Origin of the sequence: Psychromonas sp. psych-6C06, from assembly GCF_002835465.1 — a bacterium.
Lineage (GTDB): Bacteria > Pseudomonadota > Gammaproteobacteria > Enterobacterales > Psychromonadaceae > Psychromonas.
In genome coordinates, this window is the sequence record NZ_PIZM01000002.1 from 235,469 (window position 1) to 253,852 (window position 18,384).

Sequence of the window (18,384 nt, forward strand, 5' to 3'; positions counted from 1 at the left end):
GAAAGTATGCAAGATAAAAGGAAACGTGATGTTTGATGTTTAGTGAAGATGTGGAAATTTATCGATTAAAATAGGTATCGTCAGCAATTATTTTTCACGCCAATTGCTCTTTCGAGTTTATTTTTGCAAAACGTTTTGGCGATTAACGCAATACACAAATAAAACAGAGAAGATCAACAGTGCCTAGTAACTGTCAAACATAAAAAATCCGATGTTGCTACACATCGGATTTTAAGTTGGCTAAATAAAATTTAGGGTAGGTTGAGCTTTATGGTCTAACTTTTACTCAAAACAAGTCTGTTGATTGCAAAAGCCTCATTCGATTATATGAAGCTAAGTCAAAGCCTTTTAAGGGGCCCTCCTCCTCAGTAAAAAACTATGAAGGTTAACAACCTGCCTATTTTAATTAGTTACGCATTTTGTTTTAGCTTTTTTTCAGTTTTCTGAAATAATTTTTGCGCAGCTACCTGCTGAACAGGAGACAACTCATCGTACATCAATACCTCGTGCACGCTGTCAGTTTGATTATCTGAAATATATAACTCACCATCTTGTAGATAATAAAAGCACTCTAAGAAGTCATTTTGATTTTCCGAAAGCTTATTCAAGCGCTGTATTTTCAACATGTCATTCTTTTTAGGATAATCCGTTAAATGTAACACTGGAGGCTGTTCGGGAGATGGCGCTTTTCCTTGCAGGTAATCTAGTATCGCCTGGTTAGATTTTTTTGCTTTATCTAACGCTCTGATAATCTGCCGCTTAAACACAAACGCTTCAACTGCAGGTAATCCAGAAAACAACTTGCCGAGTTCATCTTTGGACAGAAAAACTGACTTTTGCTGCTCACTCTCCGACAAATAAAATCGAGATAATAATAAGCACTTCGTACTTAAAAATGACTCCATTGCGATTTTATTTGCCTCTAGGACACGAATAATCTCCTCTGGGGGCATGATTAATAAATCCCAAGATTCTGATAAATTCTGGTTTACGGTAAACACTTCTTGCAAACTAAAGGTAGTAAACAAGTGGCTTAATGTGTCTTTATTTTTTGTTAATATATGCATAATGTCAGCCTAAAATACCCACACTTCGACACGGCGGTTTTTACTTCGGCCAATAGCACTTTTATTTGATGCAATAGGTACTGAAGCACCAAAGCTTTCAATTGCACTTACATCAACACCATAAGCATTAAGCTCTTTCTCTAAAGCGCGCGCGCGAACTAATGATAGTGCTTTATTTTCGGCGACCTCGCCTAATGAATCAGAGAACCCCATTAGTGCAAGGCGATGGCTTGGATGCTCAGAGATGAAATCAACTAATCGCTTAATATCATGCTTACCTTTGGTATCTAACTCATTACCACCACTTTCAAAGCGAAAGTCAACAGATAAGCGCTTACCTACATTTACATAATTATTGTAAGCAGCCGGCGCATTGGCAATGTTATGGGCTTTTTCTAATTTTATATTTTGCGAAACAAACCCCATCCCTTCAACAATATCTTGCCCCTCTTGAGATGCAACAAAGCGTGAAAAGCCTTTGATAAATGGATTAACATTAGTTGGCATATATAGGAATAAACGGCGCGATAACAGATAATCCTCCGTACTTACCGTAAAGCGAGTAGGGTATAAAATCTCTGTTTCCTGTGAAGCAGCAATCGCTACCTTATTGTTTTCATGCACATAATGTAATGACACAAAACCAATACCGTGAAGGTCATTAGCAATCTGCTCTGAAAGATCATGGCTTGATTTAATTTGCGTCGCTTGAGCACTCATTGTTAACTCATTGCTTTCTAAGACGATATTTTTAAAGGTTTTTAGCGTGCCTGAACCACTATTACGTGAATAAACGTTAATTGTGGCGTCTTCGCCCCCTAAATGCTTCCAGTTGTTTATCTCACCAGAAAAAACTTTAGCAAGCATTTCATTTGTTAGCGATTTAAGGTTATTTTCTGGGTTCACAATTACTGCAATACCATCCAGACCAACAGTAAATTCACTACGAGTCCGGCTCAGATTACCGTAGCGAGGGCGTAACATTTCAATTTCTGCATCTAAAATTTTACGCGATGCTACAGCAATATCAGCCTCTTCATTGAGCAAGGCTTTAAAACCAGAACTTGACCCATGCGAGTCTAATTTTATTGAATAAACTTTATTGTTATCAATATATTGCAATTCACGTTCAAATTGTTGTGTATGGACTAACCATTTAATTTCACTAATACCCTTCTTTCTTAAATAGCTTTCAAGCAAAACAGGCATTAAACCAGCGTTGAGCGTATTAGAACCATGCAAACGAATGCTGACAATACTTTCATCACTCGGTAATGTTGCTATTTTAGGAGTAGCTGGCTCAGCAACCTTTTGCTCTGGTACGACAACAGGTGCAATTACAACCGGTTCAGTCACAACTTCAGCAGTACTTAACGCAGCATTACTTTCGACGGATGCGGCCACTATTTTTTGTGTATTAACATTAATGAAGCCTAATTTCCAAGCAGAAAAGGCGATAAGCGCAACCACCAAAAGCGAAATGAAAATAGGTATAAAGCTAGATTTTTTTTCAACAATAGGTGTCTCAGTGGCGGGTGGTGTTGCAACGCTTGGCTCGCTATTGGTGGCAGTTGATTCGATATAAACTGGAATACGTTTTAACTGTGCAACAATATCATTAAAAGACTCGCTACCAAGTCCATCGAGTTCGTTTAAAAAGGTTTGGCGATATTGTTTATCGTTAACCATTTTGTCTAAAGAGATCTGTATTTGTAATTCATCTAATGCATTTTTTTTAAGCAGAAGTAATTGTTTTTTAAAAGCAGGATTAATGATTAGTTTTTTTGATTGTTCTGACATTCTCGTTCCTAGTTGTGAAAATAAATTATAACAATACAAAGTCGCTTCGATTAACTTAAAACAATGCACTGACTTTATAATTTATTTATGTTTTAGATGAAGCTAAGTCATCTAATCGTTCCTTCGAATATTTCCCAGCACAGTGGTTTAGCACTGACAATATAGGCTGATGTTGATAAAACTCTAATAGATAAATTTATGCGCGGAATATAACCTATTTAAAAACATATTAAAAATATAATCATGATCCTTTGTTTTTTGGTTTTAATAAATCATTGTCAAAGGAGTGTGTTTACATTAATAAATGATAATTTACTGATACAGGCTTTTATTCGTATTGAGCCGATTAAAAAGGCAACCTATCGCGCATAAACTCATCACAAACTTATTAGCCTCAATTCTGGTTTATGAAAGCGTTTTCGTATTTTGAATCAGATAGTGATGATTTCTGATATACAGTGCCATTAGTTTTGCGTAACTCCAGGCGAATTATCGTCGCCATAGCAGCTTATTATTAAATAATTTAACGCAAAAATTCTCCGAAATAGCGCTACTGTATCGCTTTACTTAGCCACAACTGAGATTAATTACAGCCCACCACGCACAAGACGAACGTATTTACTGAAGCTTTTATAATTATATTTATGGCTACCATCACTGAAATTAACGTACCAAGCATTGTATTTATCATAACTGCTAGGTGAAGATGACCAATATTTAAACGGTGCTGTCACTGGGAATATGCTTGAATTGATGGCCGGATTGGCACATTGTTGTTCAACGATCGACTTTAATTCATCAACGTTTGGGAGACGCCAATCACTTTGCGCAGCAAACACATGCTTCTCACCTTCCTCTAAAGCTTGTTGCCAGTTATAGCTTGATAATGTGCCTTGGCAACTTCCATCCTGCCAAGTTTGTCCTAAACTGCAACGCATCCATACAAGACCTGTTTTTGTATCCAATACGGTGCCAGTATCAGCAACACTAAAGTGCTCCTGTGAGATATTTTTTTGTGGGGCATTTAAACAGGTCGCCATAGCATTCATAGAAAATGCACTACAAAGAATGATTAATGGTAGGTTCTTCATGTAAATCCTTTTATTTAAAGATAGTAATAGGTGTTGAATTAAACAGTCATTATTCCTCAACAGCTTAAGAGAGTTAATCAGGCTAAAATAAAGAGAGGGGAACGATGTGGCGTAGGTCTTCTTTGTCGGCTGCTAGATAGCACCTAACATGCTCAAGTAAAAGAGGGTTAACTACAAATATTTATATCCATTTTAAAACAAAAGGCTACCAATGTAGCCTTTCAATCATCAATAATAGAGACTTAGTTTGAGTGAAGCATGCTGTTCAACTCAACGGCACTCTTGTTAGCAAGGCATTCAATTTGCCCAGTCATTGAGTTACGACGGAACAATAAGTCGTCTTTATTAGCCAACTCACGCGCTTTAGCAAAGCCAGCGTCATTACCTTCGTTGTCTAGCATTTTCACTTTAGAGCCGGCAGTGACATATAAACCCGATTCAATAGTACAACGGCTTCCTAGCGGAATACCTAAGCCAGCATTAGCACCTAGTAGGCTATTTTCACCGATTTTAATCACCATTTTACCGCCACCGCTAAGTGTTCCCATGATAGAAGCGCCACCACCGATGTCTGAGCCTTCGCCAACCATCACACCTGCAGAGATACGACCTTCGACCATACTTACACCTGTTGTACCAGCATTGAAGTTAATGAAACCTTCATGCATCACGGTAGTGCCTTCACCAACGTGAGCACCTAAACGTACACGCGAAGTATCGGCGATACGCACGCCACTAGGTACAACGTAATCAACCATTTTTGGAAATTTATCAACACAGTCAACGGTAATTGTTTCGCCGTTTAAACGCGCTTCAATTTGACGGTCAGCCAGTTCAGGTAGGTCAATCGCACCTTTATTTGTCCAGGCAATATTATGTAAGATACCAAAGATACCATCTAGCACTAAACCGTGTGGTTTAACCAGACGATGTGAGATAAGTTGTAACTTTAAGTAACCTTCTGCAACGCTAGCTGGTGCCTCATCTGTTGCTAAAATTGTTACGATAAGTGGCTGTGACGATTTAGTTGCAGCAGTAGCAAAATCAGCATTCGCCACCTCATCTGCCCCATTAAAAGCAGCGCTAAGTTGTTCAGCAATTTCAGTACTTACTTCGATGGTTGCATTTCCACCTTGATAGCCAATCAGTGCGCCAACAACGGCAACAAGATCTTCACTTGGGTTTAATAGTGGATTTGGAAAAAACGCTTCAATGATTTTCTGATCGCGGTTTTTAGTAGCGGTACCAAAAGCAAGGGCAAATGTAGACATGAATTAAGCTCCAATTTAAAAGTCTAAAATAAAGCAGTCATCATAAAGAAGTAGGCGAATATTTAAAGCGATAAATGCAAATCAGGCTAATTAATTGATTTTTGTTGGCGACTAACAATAATTTTTTTAAGCGTAAAGGGAAGTAATATAAATAATAACTCTAATAACAGTGTCATGATGGTGGCAATGGTTAACCCAACAATTATCGCTTGCTGGTTAAGCACTATGTTAGCCTCATAGTTTTGTTGTGTTTCAATAAATAAAGGCGCGTTAACTTGTGAAATTAAAAAAGCATAACGTTGGTAAATTGGTCCTTCAAGTTTATCTATTTGTTGTTTTAAAAACTCAGTACGATTGACCAGTGCTTCAATGATTTTTGTTTCCGCCTTAAAAAGCGCAATATCACTGTTTTTATGTTTTTTAACTAACTCATTAAGATCACCATTAAAAAACAGGTCTGCTAATTTTTGATACTGATTTAATTGCGCTTTAGATTCAATATAATGCGCATCAAGTCGTGTTTCATATTGCCCTAAAAAATGTGGAAATTGTAAGCCTATTAACAACGTTAAAGCAAAGGTTAACTTTAAGCTATAACGTCGTAATAGTGACCATAACATTATTTAAAACCGCGCAATTTACGAAGAGTTTCATACGCTTGTTGGATATCTTGTGCCTTCTCTTTAGCAAGGTTCATCATCTCTTCAGGCAGGCCTTTAGAGGCAAGTTTATCAGGGTGGTTTTGACTCATCAATTTACGGTAAGCGCGTTTTATCTCTTTATCTGAAGTGTTTTCATCGACCCCTAATATTTTATAGGCATCATCACTACTCGCCTGTTGCTTGTGTTGTTGCTGACCTTGATGATAATGTTGTTGTCCTTCAATCATTTGTAATAAGCGATCTAGCTCAAAGCGTGAAAAACCTAACTTTTCAGCAATAATATAGAGAATGCTTTTTTCTTTATCGTCAATGTTTCCATCTGAAAAGGCGACCTGAACCTGAATGCCTAAAAACATCTGTAATACGTTGCGGTCTCCACGTACCATTTGTGCAAATTCAGTTAGTGTCTCATTCAATGGAAATTCAGGGCTTTTACCAACAGCGAAGGCACTTTGTGCCTGAACTCTTGCTTCGCCTTGTAAACGCATTTGATCCATATAGGCATTAGCAACTTGAATATCAGTTTCTGTTACTTGCCCTTTCGCCTTTGCGACATGCCCCATGACGGAAAAAGTGGCATCAAAAAAAAGCTTTTGTTTTTGCTGACTGGTTGCGCTGTTTCCAAATAAACCATTTTGAACATTAAAATTAAGTGCGCTTGCTCGGTCAAAGCGATGTCCTAGCCAAATGCCAAGTAACATGCCCAAAAAGTGACCAAACATGAAACCAAAGAAGCCACCTAATATTTTTCCCCAAATTCGCATAAACCTTCGACCTTTTTAGTTTTAATAAGATATTTTTATCTATTTTGACCAACTCTGAATGGATTTACCAATTTTTTAACTGAAATTAAAAAATTAATTAAAAAACAGTACGCAAATAATGGAGCACTCCATTGTTTGCTGATATTCTTAACTATTTACGCTTAGCGCCTTCTTTCTTTTCCTAAGCAACTTTTTGTGAGTAGTTAATGCTTAAAACAATTCCATGGATATTTTTGTTACTACCGTTAACAAAAAGTTATGCCGAGCAGGAGAAACCTGCGCCATCTAATCACCAAGATCAGGTCGTTAATGATTCAGAATCACTCAGTGTTGAACAAGTTATATCGCCACGATCTCGCGACGACTTCTTTCGCCAATGTTATATCAATGTTCCTGCAGAGGTTCGCTCAACCGAAACAAGACCTAACAACCAAATTCCAGTTAATATTGATGCCCTCTCCGTTTCAGGTAGCAAACAAAAATATATCTACCAAGATGACGTAAACCTATTACAAGGTGATAAAAAATTAACCGCAGACCAGATGACCTATTATGTAGACCAAGAGCGAGCCACTGCAATCGGTAATGTAAATTTTGTCAATGGTGAAGTGACGTTATACTCCGATGATTTTGAAACCTATCTTAATAATGATCAAAGCACCCTGAACCAAGCCGAATATCAATTTCATGGTCGCGGTGGTAGAGGTGTGGCAGATCGTATCTTCGATAATGGTCAGGACCTTTACGAATTAAACAGCTCCAGTTATACCGCTTGTCCACCAGAAGATACCACCTGGCGATTAGATGCGACAACACTATATATTGATAATACTGAAGAGGTCGGCAGTGCCTATAATGCTGTATTACGGGTCAAGGATGTGCCAGTATTTTATTTTCCTTATGTCAGTTACCCTTTAACGGATAAACGTAAAACAGGTTTACTTTTCCCAAATTTTGAAATATCAGATACCAATGGTTTTACCTATACACAACCTATTTACATTAATATTGCGCCGAATATGGATGCAACGATTACGCCAACCTACATTCAAAAGAGAGGTACAAAAATAGCGGGGGAATACCGTTATCTCTCTGAGATAGGAAGTGGTAGCTTGCAGGCTGAATACCTCGCTGACGATAAAATTCGTGGTTATAATCGTTATCTATATCACTGGGATCATAACGTTAGTTTTGCACAACATTGGAACTTTAATGCACGTTATAACCAAGTCAGTGATGATGATTACTTTAACGACTTAGACACCCCCTATGGTGATCGCAGCGATAACCAACTATTACAAACAGCAAAATTAAGCTACCAAAGAGAAAACTGGAACAGCGAGCTGGAAGTTCGTTCTTTTCAAATTTTGGGGACAGGTGATACGCCACATATCGTGATGCCTAAGTTAGCCTTTAGCGCCTATCAACCTATCGACTGGAAAAGCTTACAGTTTGATCTGTATTCAGAAATAACACAGTTTGATCATGATGATGACAATGTTTACACCGGCACACGTATTCATATGGAACCGAAAATATCGTTACCACTGTATTACAATTCAATGTTTATTAACACTGAGCTCAAATACATGCTCAGTTTTTATGAACAGACAATACCCGATGCTAATAAAGAAGATTGGTACAGTGAATTAGAAGAGAGCACCTCACGCTATATCCCCTCATTTAAAATTAATGCAGGAGTTAACTTTGAACGTGACTTCAAGTTTATGGGGGCCAATTATCGCCAAACACTGGTACCGCAATTTCAGTATTTATATGTGCCTTATGAAGATCAATCTTCGATCGGTATTTACGATACCACCACTTTACAGCAAGACTATTATGGGTTGTTCCGCGATAATCGATATTCCGGTTACGATCGTATTGCCGATGCGAATCAAATTACCATCGGTGTCTCGAGTAGTTTCTTAGACAACCGAGGTAAAGAGAAGATGCGCTTTGCTATCGGCCAAAATTATTATATTGAGTCATCAAAAGTACATCTTCCACAAAACTCAGATCAAGTAATCAATGACACCCGTTCATCATTGATTGGTGAGTTTGATATGAACTTTAAAAACAACTACTTTTTGCATGCTGGTATGGAATGGGACACTGATAACAACGTAATTAAACGTGCCAATACAACCCTAGAAAAACGTTGGTTAAACAATACCTATGCGCAAGTTAACTACCGTTATATCGCCCTTAATGAAGAGAGTGTCAGTGATAATAACCAAGGCCTGGTTAACCAATTAGGTACTAAAATGAATTGGTCTATTAATAGCCAATGGACCGCATATGCCAGTTACTACCATGATGTAGAATATAACCAAACCTTTGAGAGTATCGTTGGGATTCAATACCAGTCCTGTTGCTGGTCTATCGGGCTTAGCATCGATGAACATATGCTCGCCTATTATGGCGATTTGAACGACATCAAAGCGTCCAGTGAGACGGAACAAAGTATTAAATTAAACATTGAACTAATGGGGCTCGGTGGCGTCGGATTTAGTTCTGGTGATCAAGGCCTTTTTGACTACGGTCGCCCTTTCTATTTAAAATAACGGACAGAAAATGAAATTATTAAATAATCAGCTTTTCCCTATATTTTGCTTAATATTACTTGCGCCAATTTCGTTCGTAAGCGCAAAAAATATACCTCTGGATAAAATTGAAGCGGTCGTCAATCAAGAAGTCATTTTAAGCAGTGATATCACCAGAATGCAGAAAGATATCACTCAGCGTTATCAAGAATCAGGTAAACAATTACCTGAAGAGGACGAATTTAAGAAACAGATCCTTGATAAATTAATTTCTGATCGCCTACAACTGCAAATTGCAGAACGCATTGGTATGCGAATTAATGATGCACAACTAGATCAAACGCTTCAGCAAGTGGCTCAGGAAGAAGGCCTTACTCTTCCTCAACTTAAAGACAAAGTTACCCAGCAAGGTGATAGTTATCCTGCATATGTGGATATGATTCGTGATGAACTAACTATTAACGAGGTTCGTCAAATGCAAATTCGTCGCCGTATTAATATCTCTGAGCAAGAAGTTGAGCAAATGGTTAAGCGCCTTAACGAACATGGAGAAAAAACGACTCAATTTAATTTTTCGCATATTATGCTTAAGGTTTCAAAAGACGCTTCACAAGAAAAGCAACAAAAAGTACGTGATAAAGCCAATAAGCTAGCACAAAGAATTCAACAAGGAACAGATATCGAATCACTCGCCATTGAGTTTTCTCAAGGGCCTAAAGCTGTTGACGGTGGGGATTGGGGGTGGAGAACTGTAGATGAAATCCCAACATTATTTGCAGGAGTTTTCGATGATCAAAAAACACAAAAAGGTGATTTAATCGGTCCCTTCCAAACCAATATGGGCTTCCATATTATTAAAGTGTTAGACAAAAAAGGGACAGAAAACGTTATAACCGTTGAGGTTAAAGCACGACATATATTAATCAAGTCGAATATCATTTTGAGTGATGAGAAAGCCAAACAGCTATTAACACAGTATAGAGATGAAATTATCGCAGGGAGTGAAACATTTGAATCACTTGCAATGGAAAACTCTCAGGATCCAGGCTCTGCAGTTAAAGGTGGTGATTTAGGCTGGGCGGATCCAAATATGTACGTACCAGAATTTAGAGATCTTGCTCTATCCATGCCGATAGGTGAAATTAGCCAACCTTTCCGTACCATGCATGGCTGGCATATTTTGCAAGTGATGGATAAACGCGAATCAGACACCACGGCAGATGCCACAAAACAGAAGGCTTATGGTATTTTATTCAAGCAACGTTTCCCAGCAGAGTTATACGCTTGGATGAATGAGCTACGCCAAGAAGCGTACATTAAAATTAATAACCCAGCTTATGTAATGGATGATAACTAACATGTCGATGATACAAGCTGAAAATAGCCAACAAACTATCAAGCCGATTATTATTACCGCTGGAGAGCCGAGTGGTATTGGCGCTGATATTATCCTCCAACTCTCAGAAAGAGAGTGGCCAGTGGCACTGGTTATCTGCTGTGATAAAGATCTGCTCAAGTCACGTATTAATGCATTAAATGCCAATATAACACTGCTTGATTACCAATCTGGTTCTCAAACAGCTCCAGCTCAAGCGGGGCAATTAATCGTTGCGCATTTACCATTGGATTGCTCTTCAAAACCGGGCACACTCGATAAACGTAACGCGCAATATGTACTAGATACTTTAAGTTATGCAAATGATGGTTGCATCTCTGGTGAATTTTCAGCAATAGTCACAGCCCCTGTACACAAAGGTATTATTAATGAAGCTGGTATCAGCTTTAGTGGACATACAGAGTTTTTTGCTGAGCAATCGGATACAGAGCTAGTCGTAATGATGCTCGCTACAACAGGGTTACGCGTTGCATTAGTTACCACGCATTTACCACTCAAAGCGATTTCAGAGGCGATAACGGAAGCGCGTTTAACGTCAATTATCAATATTCTTAATGCAGAATTACAGCTAAAATATGGGATCGCAAGGCCACGTATTTATGTTTGCGGATTAAATCCACATGCTGGCGAAGGTGGCCACATGGGCCGAGAAGAGATTGAAACCATTGAGCCTACACTTGAACTGCTACGCCAACAAGGGATAGACCTTGTCGGTCCCTTACCTGCAGATACCCTCTTTCAACAAAAGTATCTCGATGATGCCGATGCAGTACTTGCCATGTATCATGATCAAGGGTTACCGGTATTAAAATACAAGGGCTTTGGTAAGGCGGTTAATATAACACTTGGCCTACCTTATATCCGTACTTCCGTAGATCATGGCACAGCGCTGGATTTAGCGGCAACGGGAAAAGCCGATGCTGGCAGTTTATTCTGTGCAGTAGACGAAGCGATAACTATGGCAGTTAGCCAATTAAAACGAACCAAATAGAGTACATTATGAACGATAAAACACATTTAGGTCACACCGCACGAAAACGTTTCGGCCAGAACTTCTTGCACGATGACTATATCATCGACTCTATTGTAGCTGCGATTGCACCACAACCGGAAGATAACATTGTTGAAATTGGTCCTGGTTTAGGCGCTTTGACAGAGCCTGTAGCTAGTAAAGTTAATATCTTAAATGTTGTTGAATTAGATAGAGATCTTGCAGAGCGTCTTACTAAGCACCCAACCTTAAGTGAAAAATTAAAAATCACGCAAGCCGATGCGATGCAGTTTGATTTTGGGCAACTTGCAAGCGAAGAAAACCAATTACGTGTTTTTGGTAATCTACCTTACAACATATCAACACCATTAATGTTTCACCTTTTTGAGTTTGCGACAAAAATTAAAGATATGCACTTTATGTTACAAAAAGAGGTCGTTAATCGTCTTTGTGCAGGACCAAACTGTAAAGCATACGGTCGATTAACCGTGATGGCACAATACTATTGCAAAGTTATTCCAGTACTTGAAGTACCACCAAGCGCTTTTATACCTGCACCCAAAGTAGACTCTGCCGTAGTGCGGTTAGAGCCTTACGATGTACCGCCATTTATAGCCAAAAGCATGAAAGTATTAAATCAAGTTTGTTCAATGGCCTTTAACCAGCGTCGTAAAACTATCCGTAATGGTTTACGTGAAATACTTGATGTTGAAGAGCTTCAAACACTTCAAGTCGACCACACTAAGCGTGCTGAAAACATTACCATTGAAGAGTATGTTCGCTTAGCCAATTATGTCTATGATCGTAAAGCGAAAGAGGCCGAACAAGCTTAATGGGTACTTATATTATCGGTGATATTCAAGGCTGTTGTGACGAGCTACAGCAGCTTCTTGAACTCGCTAGCTTTGATGCCGATAAAGATGAACTATGGATAACCGGCGATCTTGTCGCACGAGGTCCTAAATCACTTCAAACACTACGTTTTGTAAAAGGACTAGGAGAGAGTGCAAAGATCATTCTGGGTAATCATGATCTGCACCTTCTTGCGACTTGGCAAGGATTACATAAACCGAAAAAGGGCGATAAACTAGAAGATCTGTTAAATGCGCCTGATTGTGAAACATTACTGCAATGGTTAAGACAGCAACCACTCTTATTACGCCATCCTAAGTTTAATTTTGTTATGGTGCATGCAGGCATTTCACCACAATGGACTATTGAGCAAGCAGAAGCATTAGCCCGTGAAGTTGAAATAGAACTGCATGGTAGCGAGTTTAAAGGGCTATTGCATAAAATGTATGGTAATCACCCCAATAGCTGGTCTGAATCATTACAGGGTGAGCAACGTCTTCGCTTCATTATCAATGCCTTTACACGCATGCGTTACTGCTTTTTAGATGGCTCGTTAGAGTTTAAAAATAAACTTAACCCTGAAAATACCGATCGCAGTGTCATGAAGCCTTGGTTCGAAATTGCAACGCGTGATCACGATAGCCCAATACTTTTTGGTCATTGGGCGGCCCTGATGGGAAAGGTAAACACGCAGGGAGTATATGCGCTGGATACTGGATGTGTATGGGGTAACAGTTTAACGATGCTCCGCTGGGAAGATAAAAAAAGATTTTCACTTGCCTGTACATTACGTGGTAATTAAGGGTTAATAGACTCAAATAATACCATTTGATTACGACCATTTTCTTTAGCTTGATAGAGCGCTTTATCAGCCAAGCTTAGTGCAGACTCAAGATTTTCAGATTCACTAGTACACAGTCCTATACTCGCAGTAACCTTTAATTTAAAACCATCGTTGAGTAGGTAAATATCACCTTCAATTTTAGCGCGCAGTGCTGATAATTTAGTTTCAATTGCCTTAAAGTCATTATCAACGAGTAAAAAACAAAACTCCTCACCACCAAATCGGGCTGCTAGATGATTATTGTTAGTGGCAAATTCATTCGCTATTTGTGCACCAAGTTGACGAAGTACAATATCACCAGCATCATGCCCGTAATTATCATTTACTTTTTTAAAGTAATCGATATCCAGTAATGCAACACCAACATATTGCTCTTTAGACTTAAATCGAGAAAAAATTTCATCTCCCAACTCGAAAAAATGCCCGCGATTATACAATCCAGTCAAAAAGTCCCTGGTCGCTAAAAACTTTAATTTCTTAATGTGTTCTAGGAGTTCCATATTTTGATTAATTCGACAGAAAAATTCCTCTTCAAGAAATGGCTTGTTAATAAAGTCACTTCCTCCCAACTTTAAAAAATGTGCCGATAGTTGATTATTACCGAAAGCTGACATACCAATAATTGCCATTTGCTGGCTACTATACGAACGGCGGAGTGTTGTCGTTAAGGCTAAACCATCCATATTTGGCATATTAAAGTCGGTCAATACTAAACTTATATTGGGGTTGTGTTTTACTTTTTCTATTGCATCTAATCCGTCAATAGCCTCAATCACATGAAACTGGTAGATCACCAAAAGGTGCTTGATGTAGGTACGAACACTTAGGGAGTCATCAACCACCAAAACATCTATCTTACTATTACGCCTTAACTGACATAGCAAAGAGACCACATATTCAACATTAGCGGGCCCCTCTTTAAGCACGTAATCAACAATGCCTTTGGTGTAAATTTTTTTACGGAAGTTATCGTCTAATTTACCTGTAAAGATAATAGCGGGTATATTATGCCCCAACACAAAATCAATCACTTCTCCATTGGGGGCATCGGGAAGATTTACATCTAATAAACTGGCAAAAAATTGATGCTTATTTTCAGCCAGTAAGTGTTTTAAGTCAGCAAAGCTTTCGACAGCAATAACTTCAAAACCACCATTCGCTTCAATGCTCCGCTTCAATATTCGCGTAAACATAACACTATCTTCAACCACTAAAATTTTTTTCAGCATCTGCTTTTTATTATCACCTTAAGTTACTTTTTAAGTAAACATAGAACCGTTTCAGTGGTTATTCACGATCTAATGTAACAAACTGATAGTTGTAACCATTTTTTTCATCTTTTGTATGAGACTGTTGCTCAACTTGACGCCATTTTGCGCTTTTTATGTAATCCGGAAAGTAAGTATCTCCCTTAGTTTCTAGATCAATAAAGGTTAAATATAATCGGTCAGCTTGTACTAAAAACTGTTCATAAATAGTTGCGCCACCAATTATCATAACTTCCTCTATATTTCCCAACAATTGAATTGCTTGCTCGAGCGTTTGCACACAATCGACGCCTTCTATTTGCAAGCTTTCATCACGGGTTATAACGATGTTTTGACGGCCGGGTAATGGGCGACCAATAGATTGATAGGTTTTACGTCCCATGATCACAGGCTTACCTAATGTTACACGTTTAAAAAATTGTAGATCAGCCGGTAAGTGCCATGGCATTTTATTATCTAAGCCAATAACGCGGTTATTTGCCATAGCGGCAATCATAGAGACTCTCATACTATTCCTTGCAATAAAAAATGATAAATTGTGCAACATTAGCAAATAAATTGTTTAAATGATGCATAAAACTTTAAGCAACGTTATGATTAAAAGACCTATGTATATTTTTTTAAAATGGAAAATCATTATGTTAGGAAAGAAAACCGTTATTAGTGGGCTCTCTGTCATCACACTCATCCTTTGGTTGATCTCTATTTGGTGGGGATGGATGCCAAGTTCCTATGATGTCAAACAGAAGACAAATGAAACAGCACAGCTTAATAATGAAAACCAAGTTGCGGGTTATACAACGACTTCAACGCTCATTGATATCACCGAATGGTTAATCACCAAACCAGGTGGTTTTATTTCTAACGATATGACCCCACCAGGCATATTAATGGATAATATGCCGGCCTTTGAATATGGCGTATTAGAGCAAGCACGCGATTTAGCACTGGCAATGCGTCTTAGTTTTAGTCGCTCTCAGTCCCAATCCAAGGGTGATAAAGATTTAGAAACCGCGCAAAGCAAGCTCAACATTTCCCATAAAAGCTGGCAGTTACCTAGCGCCGAAAATGAGTATGGAGATGCGATCAAGGCGCTCAAAAGCTATAGAAGCCGTTTGGTATCTCAAGATAACCGTGATGCACAGTTTTATACTCGCGCAGATAACCTCGGTGCATGGCTAAGAGAAGTTGAAAAAAGACTTGGTTCTATTTCACAGGAACTCAGTGCAAGTGTTGGTTATGATAGGTTCGATACCACACTATCCGGCGATCCTACCGCGAAACAATCGACTGCGACCTCAAAGCAGCTTATCGTTAAAACATCATGGTGGAAAATTGATGATGTTTTTTATGAAAGCCGTGGTGCAACATGGGCAATATTACACTTTTTAAAAGCAGTTGAAGTCGACTTTGCTGACGTACTTGAAAAGAAAAATGCACAAGCAAGTTTAAAACAAATTATTCGAGATTTAGAGTCCACACAAGATCCAGTTTGGACACCAATGATACTTAATGGCAGTGGATTTGGTTTACTAGCAAATCATTCCTTAGTCATGGCAAATTATGTTTCTCGCGCGAATGCAGCGTTAATTGACCTACGAAGTTTACTTGAGCAAGGCTAATACCGTTTAGGCGTATCAACTTATCAACACAATAGTTAAATGAACATATTTAAGGAAAAATAAATGAAAGGAGCAGGTGGCAGTTCTGGAGGAATCGGGCACTTTTTTATTGGTTTACTCATGATGTGCGGTGGCTTTTACCTGCTACTTAATGCTATTACTGTCACCTCTAGTTTTGGAATGGGCTCAAGGCTGTATAGTGTAAATACATTTGGCACTAATATCGGCCTGACAACAGGTATGGTGCTCATACCGTTTATGTTTGGTATCGGGCTTATTTTTTATAACGCCAAGAACATACTCGGATGGCTACTTTCAATATGCTCAATTACAGCATTAATTTTTGGCGTGATCTCATCGATTCGTTTTAGCTTACGCACAATGACATCTTTTGACTTAATCGTTATATTGGTGCTGGCAGTTGGTGGTTTAGGTCTCTTTCTACGTTCACTGAAAACCATCGAAAGAGATAATACAAACGAGCGCTAAACTTTTCTAAGCAATAAAGATAAAAAAACCGTTTATTAAAACGGTTTTTATCTTAGCCACAACACTTTTTATATTTTTTACCGCTACCACAGGAGCAGGGATCATTACGTTTAGGTGTTTTCGCAAAGGTAGTCGTTTGCGGTTTATTTAAAAAACCAGTTAACTCGACAATATTTTCCTCTTGTTTTTCATCAACGGTAATATCAGCAAATAATTGATTTTCTTCTAAAATAGCTTCTACTTCGACTTTTCTTTCCTGTGTTGGTACTGTTAGTGAAAAAGGAGACTGTTGCGACCCAGATTTAATGGCGCGTTTCGTATTAAAACCATAGCTTGAATGCTTAGGTTTCTTCTCTTTTTTTCCTTTAAAGAAAAATTTATCAGACATTGTTTGTTCCTCATATTAATTGAGCGCAGTTTATACGATCGGCCTGCCTCGGTAAATGAGTATTGATGGTAAGGCAAGCCCAAAGCTTAAAGCCCCTAAAATAAACAATGTTTTTAAGCCATTTTCAGTGACGATTTGCATCACTTCAACCGTGTAGCCAGCTGTATTGAGCTCAACTAAACCAATCATGGTGGTAAAGGCAAAGCTGCCGGGGATCATTGGGATCACCGAAGCCACCGTAAACACAGGTCGTGGAATTAATCTTTTTCGAGACCAATATAACCCGAGGAACCCCATTGAGCTTGAAGCAGCCAATGTTGCCCATTCGATATGCATCCCTAAATCCATGAGTAAGAATCGCAAAGAATGCGCAAATGCACCGCCGACAGCACAGTAGATAAGCATTTTTTTAGGCACATTAAATACCATAGCGAATCCTACAGCAGGGACAGCTGCAAACATTGCATCAATTAAAATTAGTTTTATCAGTTCCATTATAACCACCCCGACACGCCAGTTAGCGTCATTGATGCGACAATGCCGATCGCGACACTAATGCTTAATAAAGTGGCAAACACCCAACGCGCAATACCCGTACTAATATGCCCCTTTAACATATCTGAAACCGCATTAATTAATGGAAATCCAGGCACCAACAGTAACACTGAAGCCGCCATCGCAATTTGCGGATTATCACCAAACTCATAGACAACACCAATACTGGCAATTGAAGTCGCAACAAAAGCAGCTAAAGCAAAGTTAACAAAGGGATTATGGTGCCGATGTGCAAGCTCTTGGCGTATTATCATTGCTCCCGCTGAGGCAAAGAATGTTGTGATATAAGCTGGCCAATCTCCCCCGAAAAAATGGCTAAAACTGGCGCAAGAAAAACCGATCATCAACACAACTAACCAACGATTATATTTATAAGGTGTTAATCTATTTAAGCGCTCTTTGACTTGGGTCGCGTCGAGTAAGCTTTTTTCCAACATCACACAGATGCGTAACACTTCACATACCATCTGCATATTAATACCACGATCATAGCAACGTCGGGTAGTTGTGACGCAATGCCCCTCAAATAAGCTGGTAATAACAATGGCATCGGAACTAACTGAAAGCTCAATGCTTTGCGCTCCTAATGCAACACCGATCCGCTGCGTAGTTTGTTCAACAAGACGGCTTTCTGCACCATGTTGATGTAAAATCTGACCCGCTTTAACGGCAATACGCGTCAGTTCAGTTTGCGCTTCTGGGGTTAAACTCATTACAAGAGTGATCCTACTGATGAAAAAATAAGATCATAACGGTAAGGTGGAATAATTCTTTGTTT

At 38.8% G+C, this 18,384-nt stretch carries 18 protein-coding genes; 7 read left to right on the forward strand and 11 right to left on the reverse strand.

Translation table 11 applies throughout. From position 1 onward, the window contains the following. Positions 1-410: 410 nt before the first annotated feature. The 6 genes from CW745_RS04185 to djlA form a co-directional block, all read right to left on the reverse strand. Positions 411-1,067, reverse strand: a complete 657-nt coding sequence (locus tag CW745_RS04185; RefSeq protein ID WP_101107264.1) for a hypothetical protein — start codon at positions 1,065-1,067, stop codon at positions 411-413. Between the two features lie 9 nt (positions 1,068-1,076). Next, a complete protein-coding gene (locus tag CW745_RS04190; protein WP_101107265.1) occupies positions 1,077-2,867 on the reverse strand; it encodes a phosphate ABC transporter substrate-binding/OmpA family protein in 1,791 nt (596 codons plus the stop codon). 587 nt (positions 2,868-3,454) lie between these two features. Then, complete coding sequence (locus CW745_RS04195; RefSeq protein ID WP_101107266.1) at positions 3,455-3,958, reverse strand: DUF1566 domain-containing protein; 504 nt, start codon at positions 3,956-3,958, stop codon at positions 3,455-3,457. A gap of 242 nt (positions 3,959-4,200) precedes the next feature. Further along, on the reverse strand, positions 4,201-5,229 hold the full coding sequence (dapD, locus tag CW745_RS04200) for a 2,3,4,5-tetrahydropyridine-2,6-dicarboxylate N-succinyltransferase (RefSeq protein WP_101107267.1): 1,029 nt from the start codon (positions 5,227-5,229) through the stop codon (positions 4,201-4,203). 86 nt (positions 5,230-5,315) lie between these two features. Then, positions 5,316-5,849, reverse strand: coding sequence for a DUF2937 family protein (locus CW745_RS04205; protein WP_101107268.1), 534 nt, complete (start codon positions 5,847-5,849; stop codon positions 5,316-5,318). Continuing rightward, entirely contained in the window at positions 5,849-6,655 is an 807-nt protein-coding gene (gene djlA, locus CW745_RS04210; protein WP_101107269.1) for a co-chaperone DjlA, read from the reverse strand. Before djlA ends, CW745_RS04205 begins: the two co-directional genes overlap by 1 nt. A gap of 206 nt (positions 6,656-6,861) precedes the next feature. On the opposite strand from djlA, the gene lptD reads away from it, so the two are divergent. The 5 genes from lptD to CW745_RS04235 are packed head-to-tail and all read left to right on the forward strand — an operon-like array spanning position 6,862 to position 13,242. Continuing rightward, positions 6,862-9,222: an LPS assembly protein LptD gene (gene lptD, locus CW745_RS04215; protein ID WP_101107270.1), complete on the forward strand. Its 2,361-nt coding sequence runs from the start codon at positions 6,862-6,864 to the stop codon at positions 9,220-9,222. Positions 9,223-9,232: 10 nt separating this feature from the next. After that, a complete protein-coding gene (gene surA / locus CW745_RS04220) occupies positions 9,233-10,558 on the forward strand; it encodes a peptidylprolyl isomerase SurA (RefSeq protein ID WP_101107271.1) in 1,326 nt (441 codons plus the stop codon). A 1-nt stretch (position 10,559) separates the two neighbouring features. Further along, on the forward strand, positions 10,560-11,588 hold the full coding sequence (pdxA, locus tag CW745_RS04225) for a 4-hydroxythreonine-4-phosphate dehydrogenase PdxA (protein WP_238596692.1): 1,029 nt from the start codon (positions 10,560-10,562) through the stop codon (positions 11,586-11,588). A gap of 8 nt (positions 11,589-11,596) precedes the next feature. After that, a complete protein-coding gene (gene rsmA / locus CW745_RS04230; RefSeq protein ID WP_101107272.1) occupies positions 11,597-12,421 on the forward strand; it encodes a 16S rRNA (adenine(1518)-N(6)/adenine(1519)-N(6))-dimethyltransferase RsmA in 825 nt (274 codons plus the stop codon). Then, the gene (locus CW745_RS04235) at positions 12,421-13,242 is read left to right on the forward strand and encodes a symmetrical bis(5'-nucleosyl)-tetraphosphatase (RefSeq protein ID WP_101107273.1); all 822 of its coding nucleotides are present in this window, start codon (positions 12,421-12,423) and stop codon (positions 13,240-13,242) included. The genes rsmA and CW745_RS04235 overlap by 1 nt, the downstream gene beginning before the upstream one ends. Here CW745_RS04235 and CW745_RS04240 read toward each other — a convergent pair. Then, complete coding sequence (locus tag CW745_RS04240) at positions 13,239-14,513, reverse strand: diguanylate cyclase (RefSeq protein ID WP_101107274.1); 1,275 nt, start codon at positions 14,511-14,513, stop codon at positions 13,239-13,241. The two genes, CW745_RS04235 and CW745_RS04240, sit on opposite strands and share 4 nt — an antisense overlap. Before the next feature lie 58 nt (positions 14,514-14,571). Continuing rightward, a complete protein-coding gene (folA, locus tag CW745_RS04245; protein ID WP_101107275.1) occupies positions 14,572-15,060 on the reverse strand; it encodes a type 3 dihydrofolate reductase in 489 nt (162 codons plus the stop codon). 130 nt (positions 15,061-15,190) lie between these two features. Here folA and CW745_RS04250 point away from each other — a divergent pair, with 130 nt between their 5' ends. After that, the gene (locus CW745_RS04250; RefSeq protein ID WP_101107276.1) at positions 15,191-16,174 is read left to right on the forward strand and encodes a DUF2333 family protein; all 984 of its coding nucleotides are present in this window, start codon (positions 15,191-15,193) and stop codon (positions 16,172-16,174) included. Positions 16,175-16,237: 63 nt separating this feature from the next. Next, positions 16,238-16,663 carry a hypothetical protein gene (locus tag CW745_RS04255; RefSeq protein ID WP_101107277.1) on the forward strand — a complete coding sequence of 142 codons (426 nt, stop codon included), beginning with the start codon at positions 16,238-16,240 and terminating at the stop codon, positions 16,661-16,663. Positions 16,664-16,715: 52 nt separating this feature from the next. Here CW745_RS04255 and CW745_RS04260 read toward each other — a convergent pair whose 3' ends face one another. Genes CW745_RS04260 through CW745_RS04270 form a run of 3 tightly spaced genes read right to left on the reverse strand, consistent with a single transcriptional unit; the run spans position 16,716 to position 18,319 of the window. Then, positions 16,716-17,051: a PBPRA1643 family SWIM/SEC-C metal-binding motif protein gene (locus CW745_RS04260; protein WP_101107278.1), complete on the reverse strand. Its 336-nt coding sequence runs from the start codon at positions 17,049-17,051 to the stop codon at positions 16,716-16,718. Positions 17,052-17,081: 30 nt separating this feature from the next. Continuing rightward, positions 17,082-17,546, reverse strand: coding sequence for a threonine/serine exporter family protein (locus CW745_RS04265; protein ID WP_101107279.1), 465 nt, complete (start codon positions 17,544-17,546; stop codon positions 17,082-17,084). Beyond that, positions 17,546-18,319, reverse strand: coding sequence for a threonine/serine exporter family protein (locus CW745_RS04270; RefSeq protein ID WP_101107280.1), 774 nt, complete (start codon positions 18,317-18,319; stop codon positions 17,546-17,548). The genes CW745_RS04265 and CW745_RS04270 overlap by 1 nt, the downstream gene beginning before the upstream one ends. Positions 18,320-18,384: the final 65 nt, after the last annotated feature.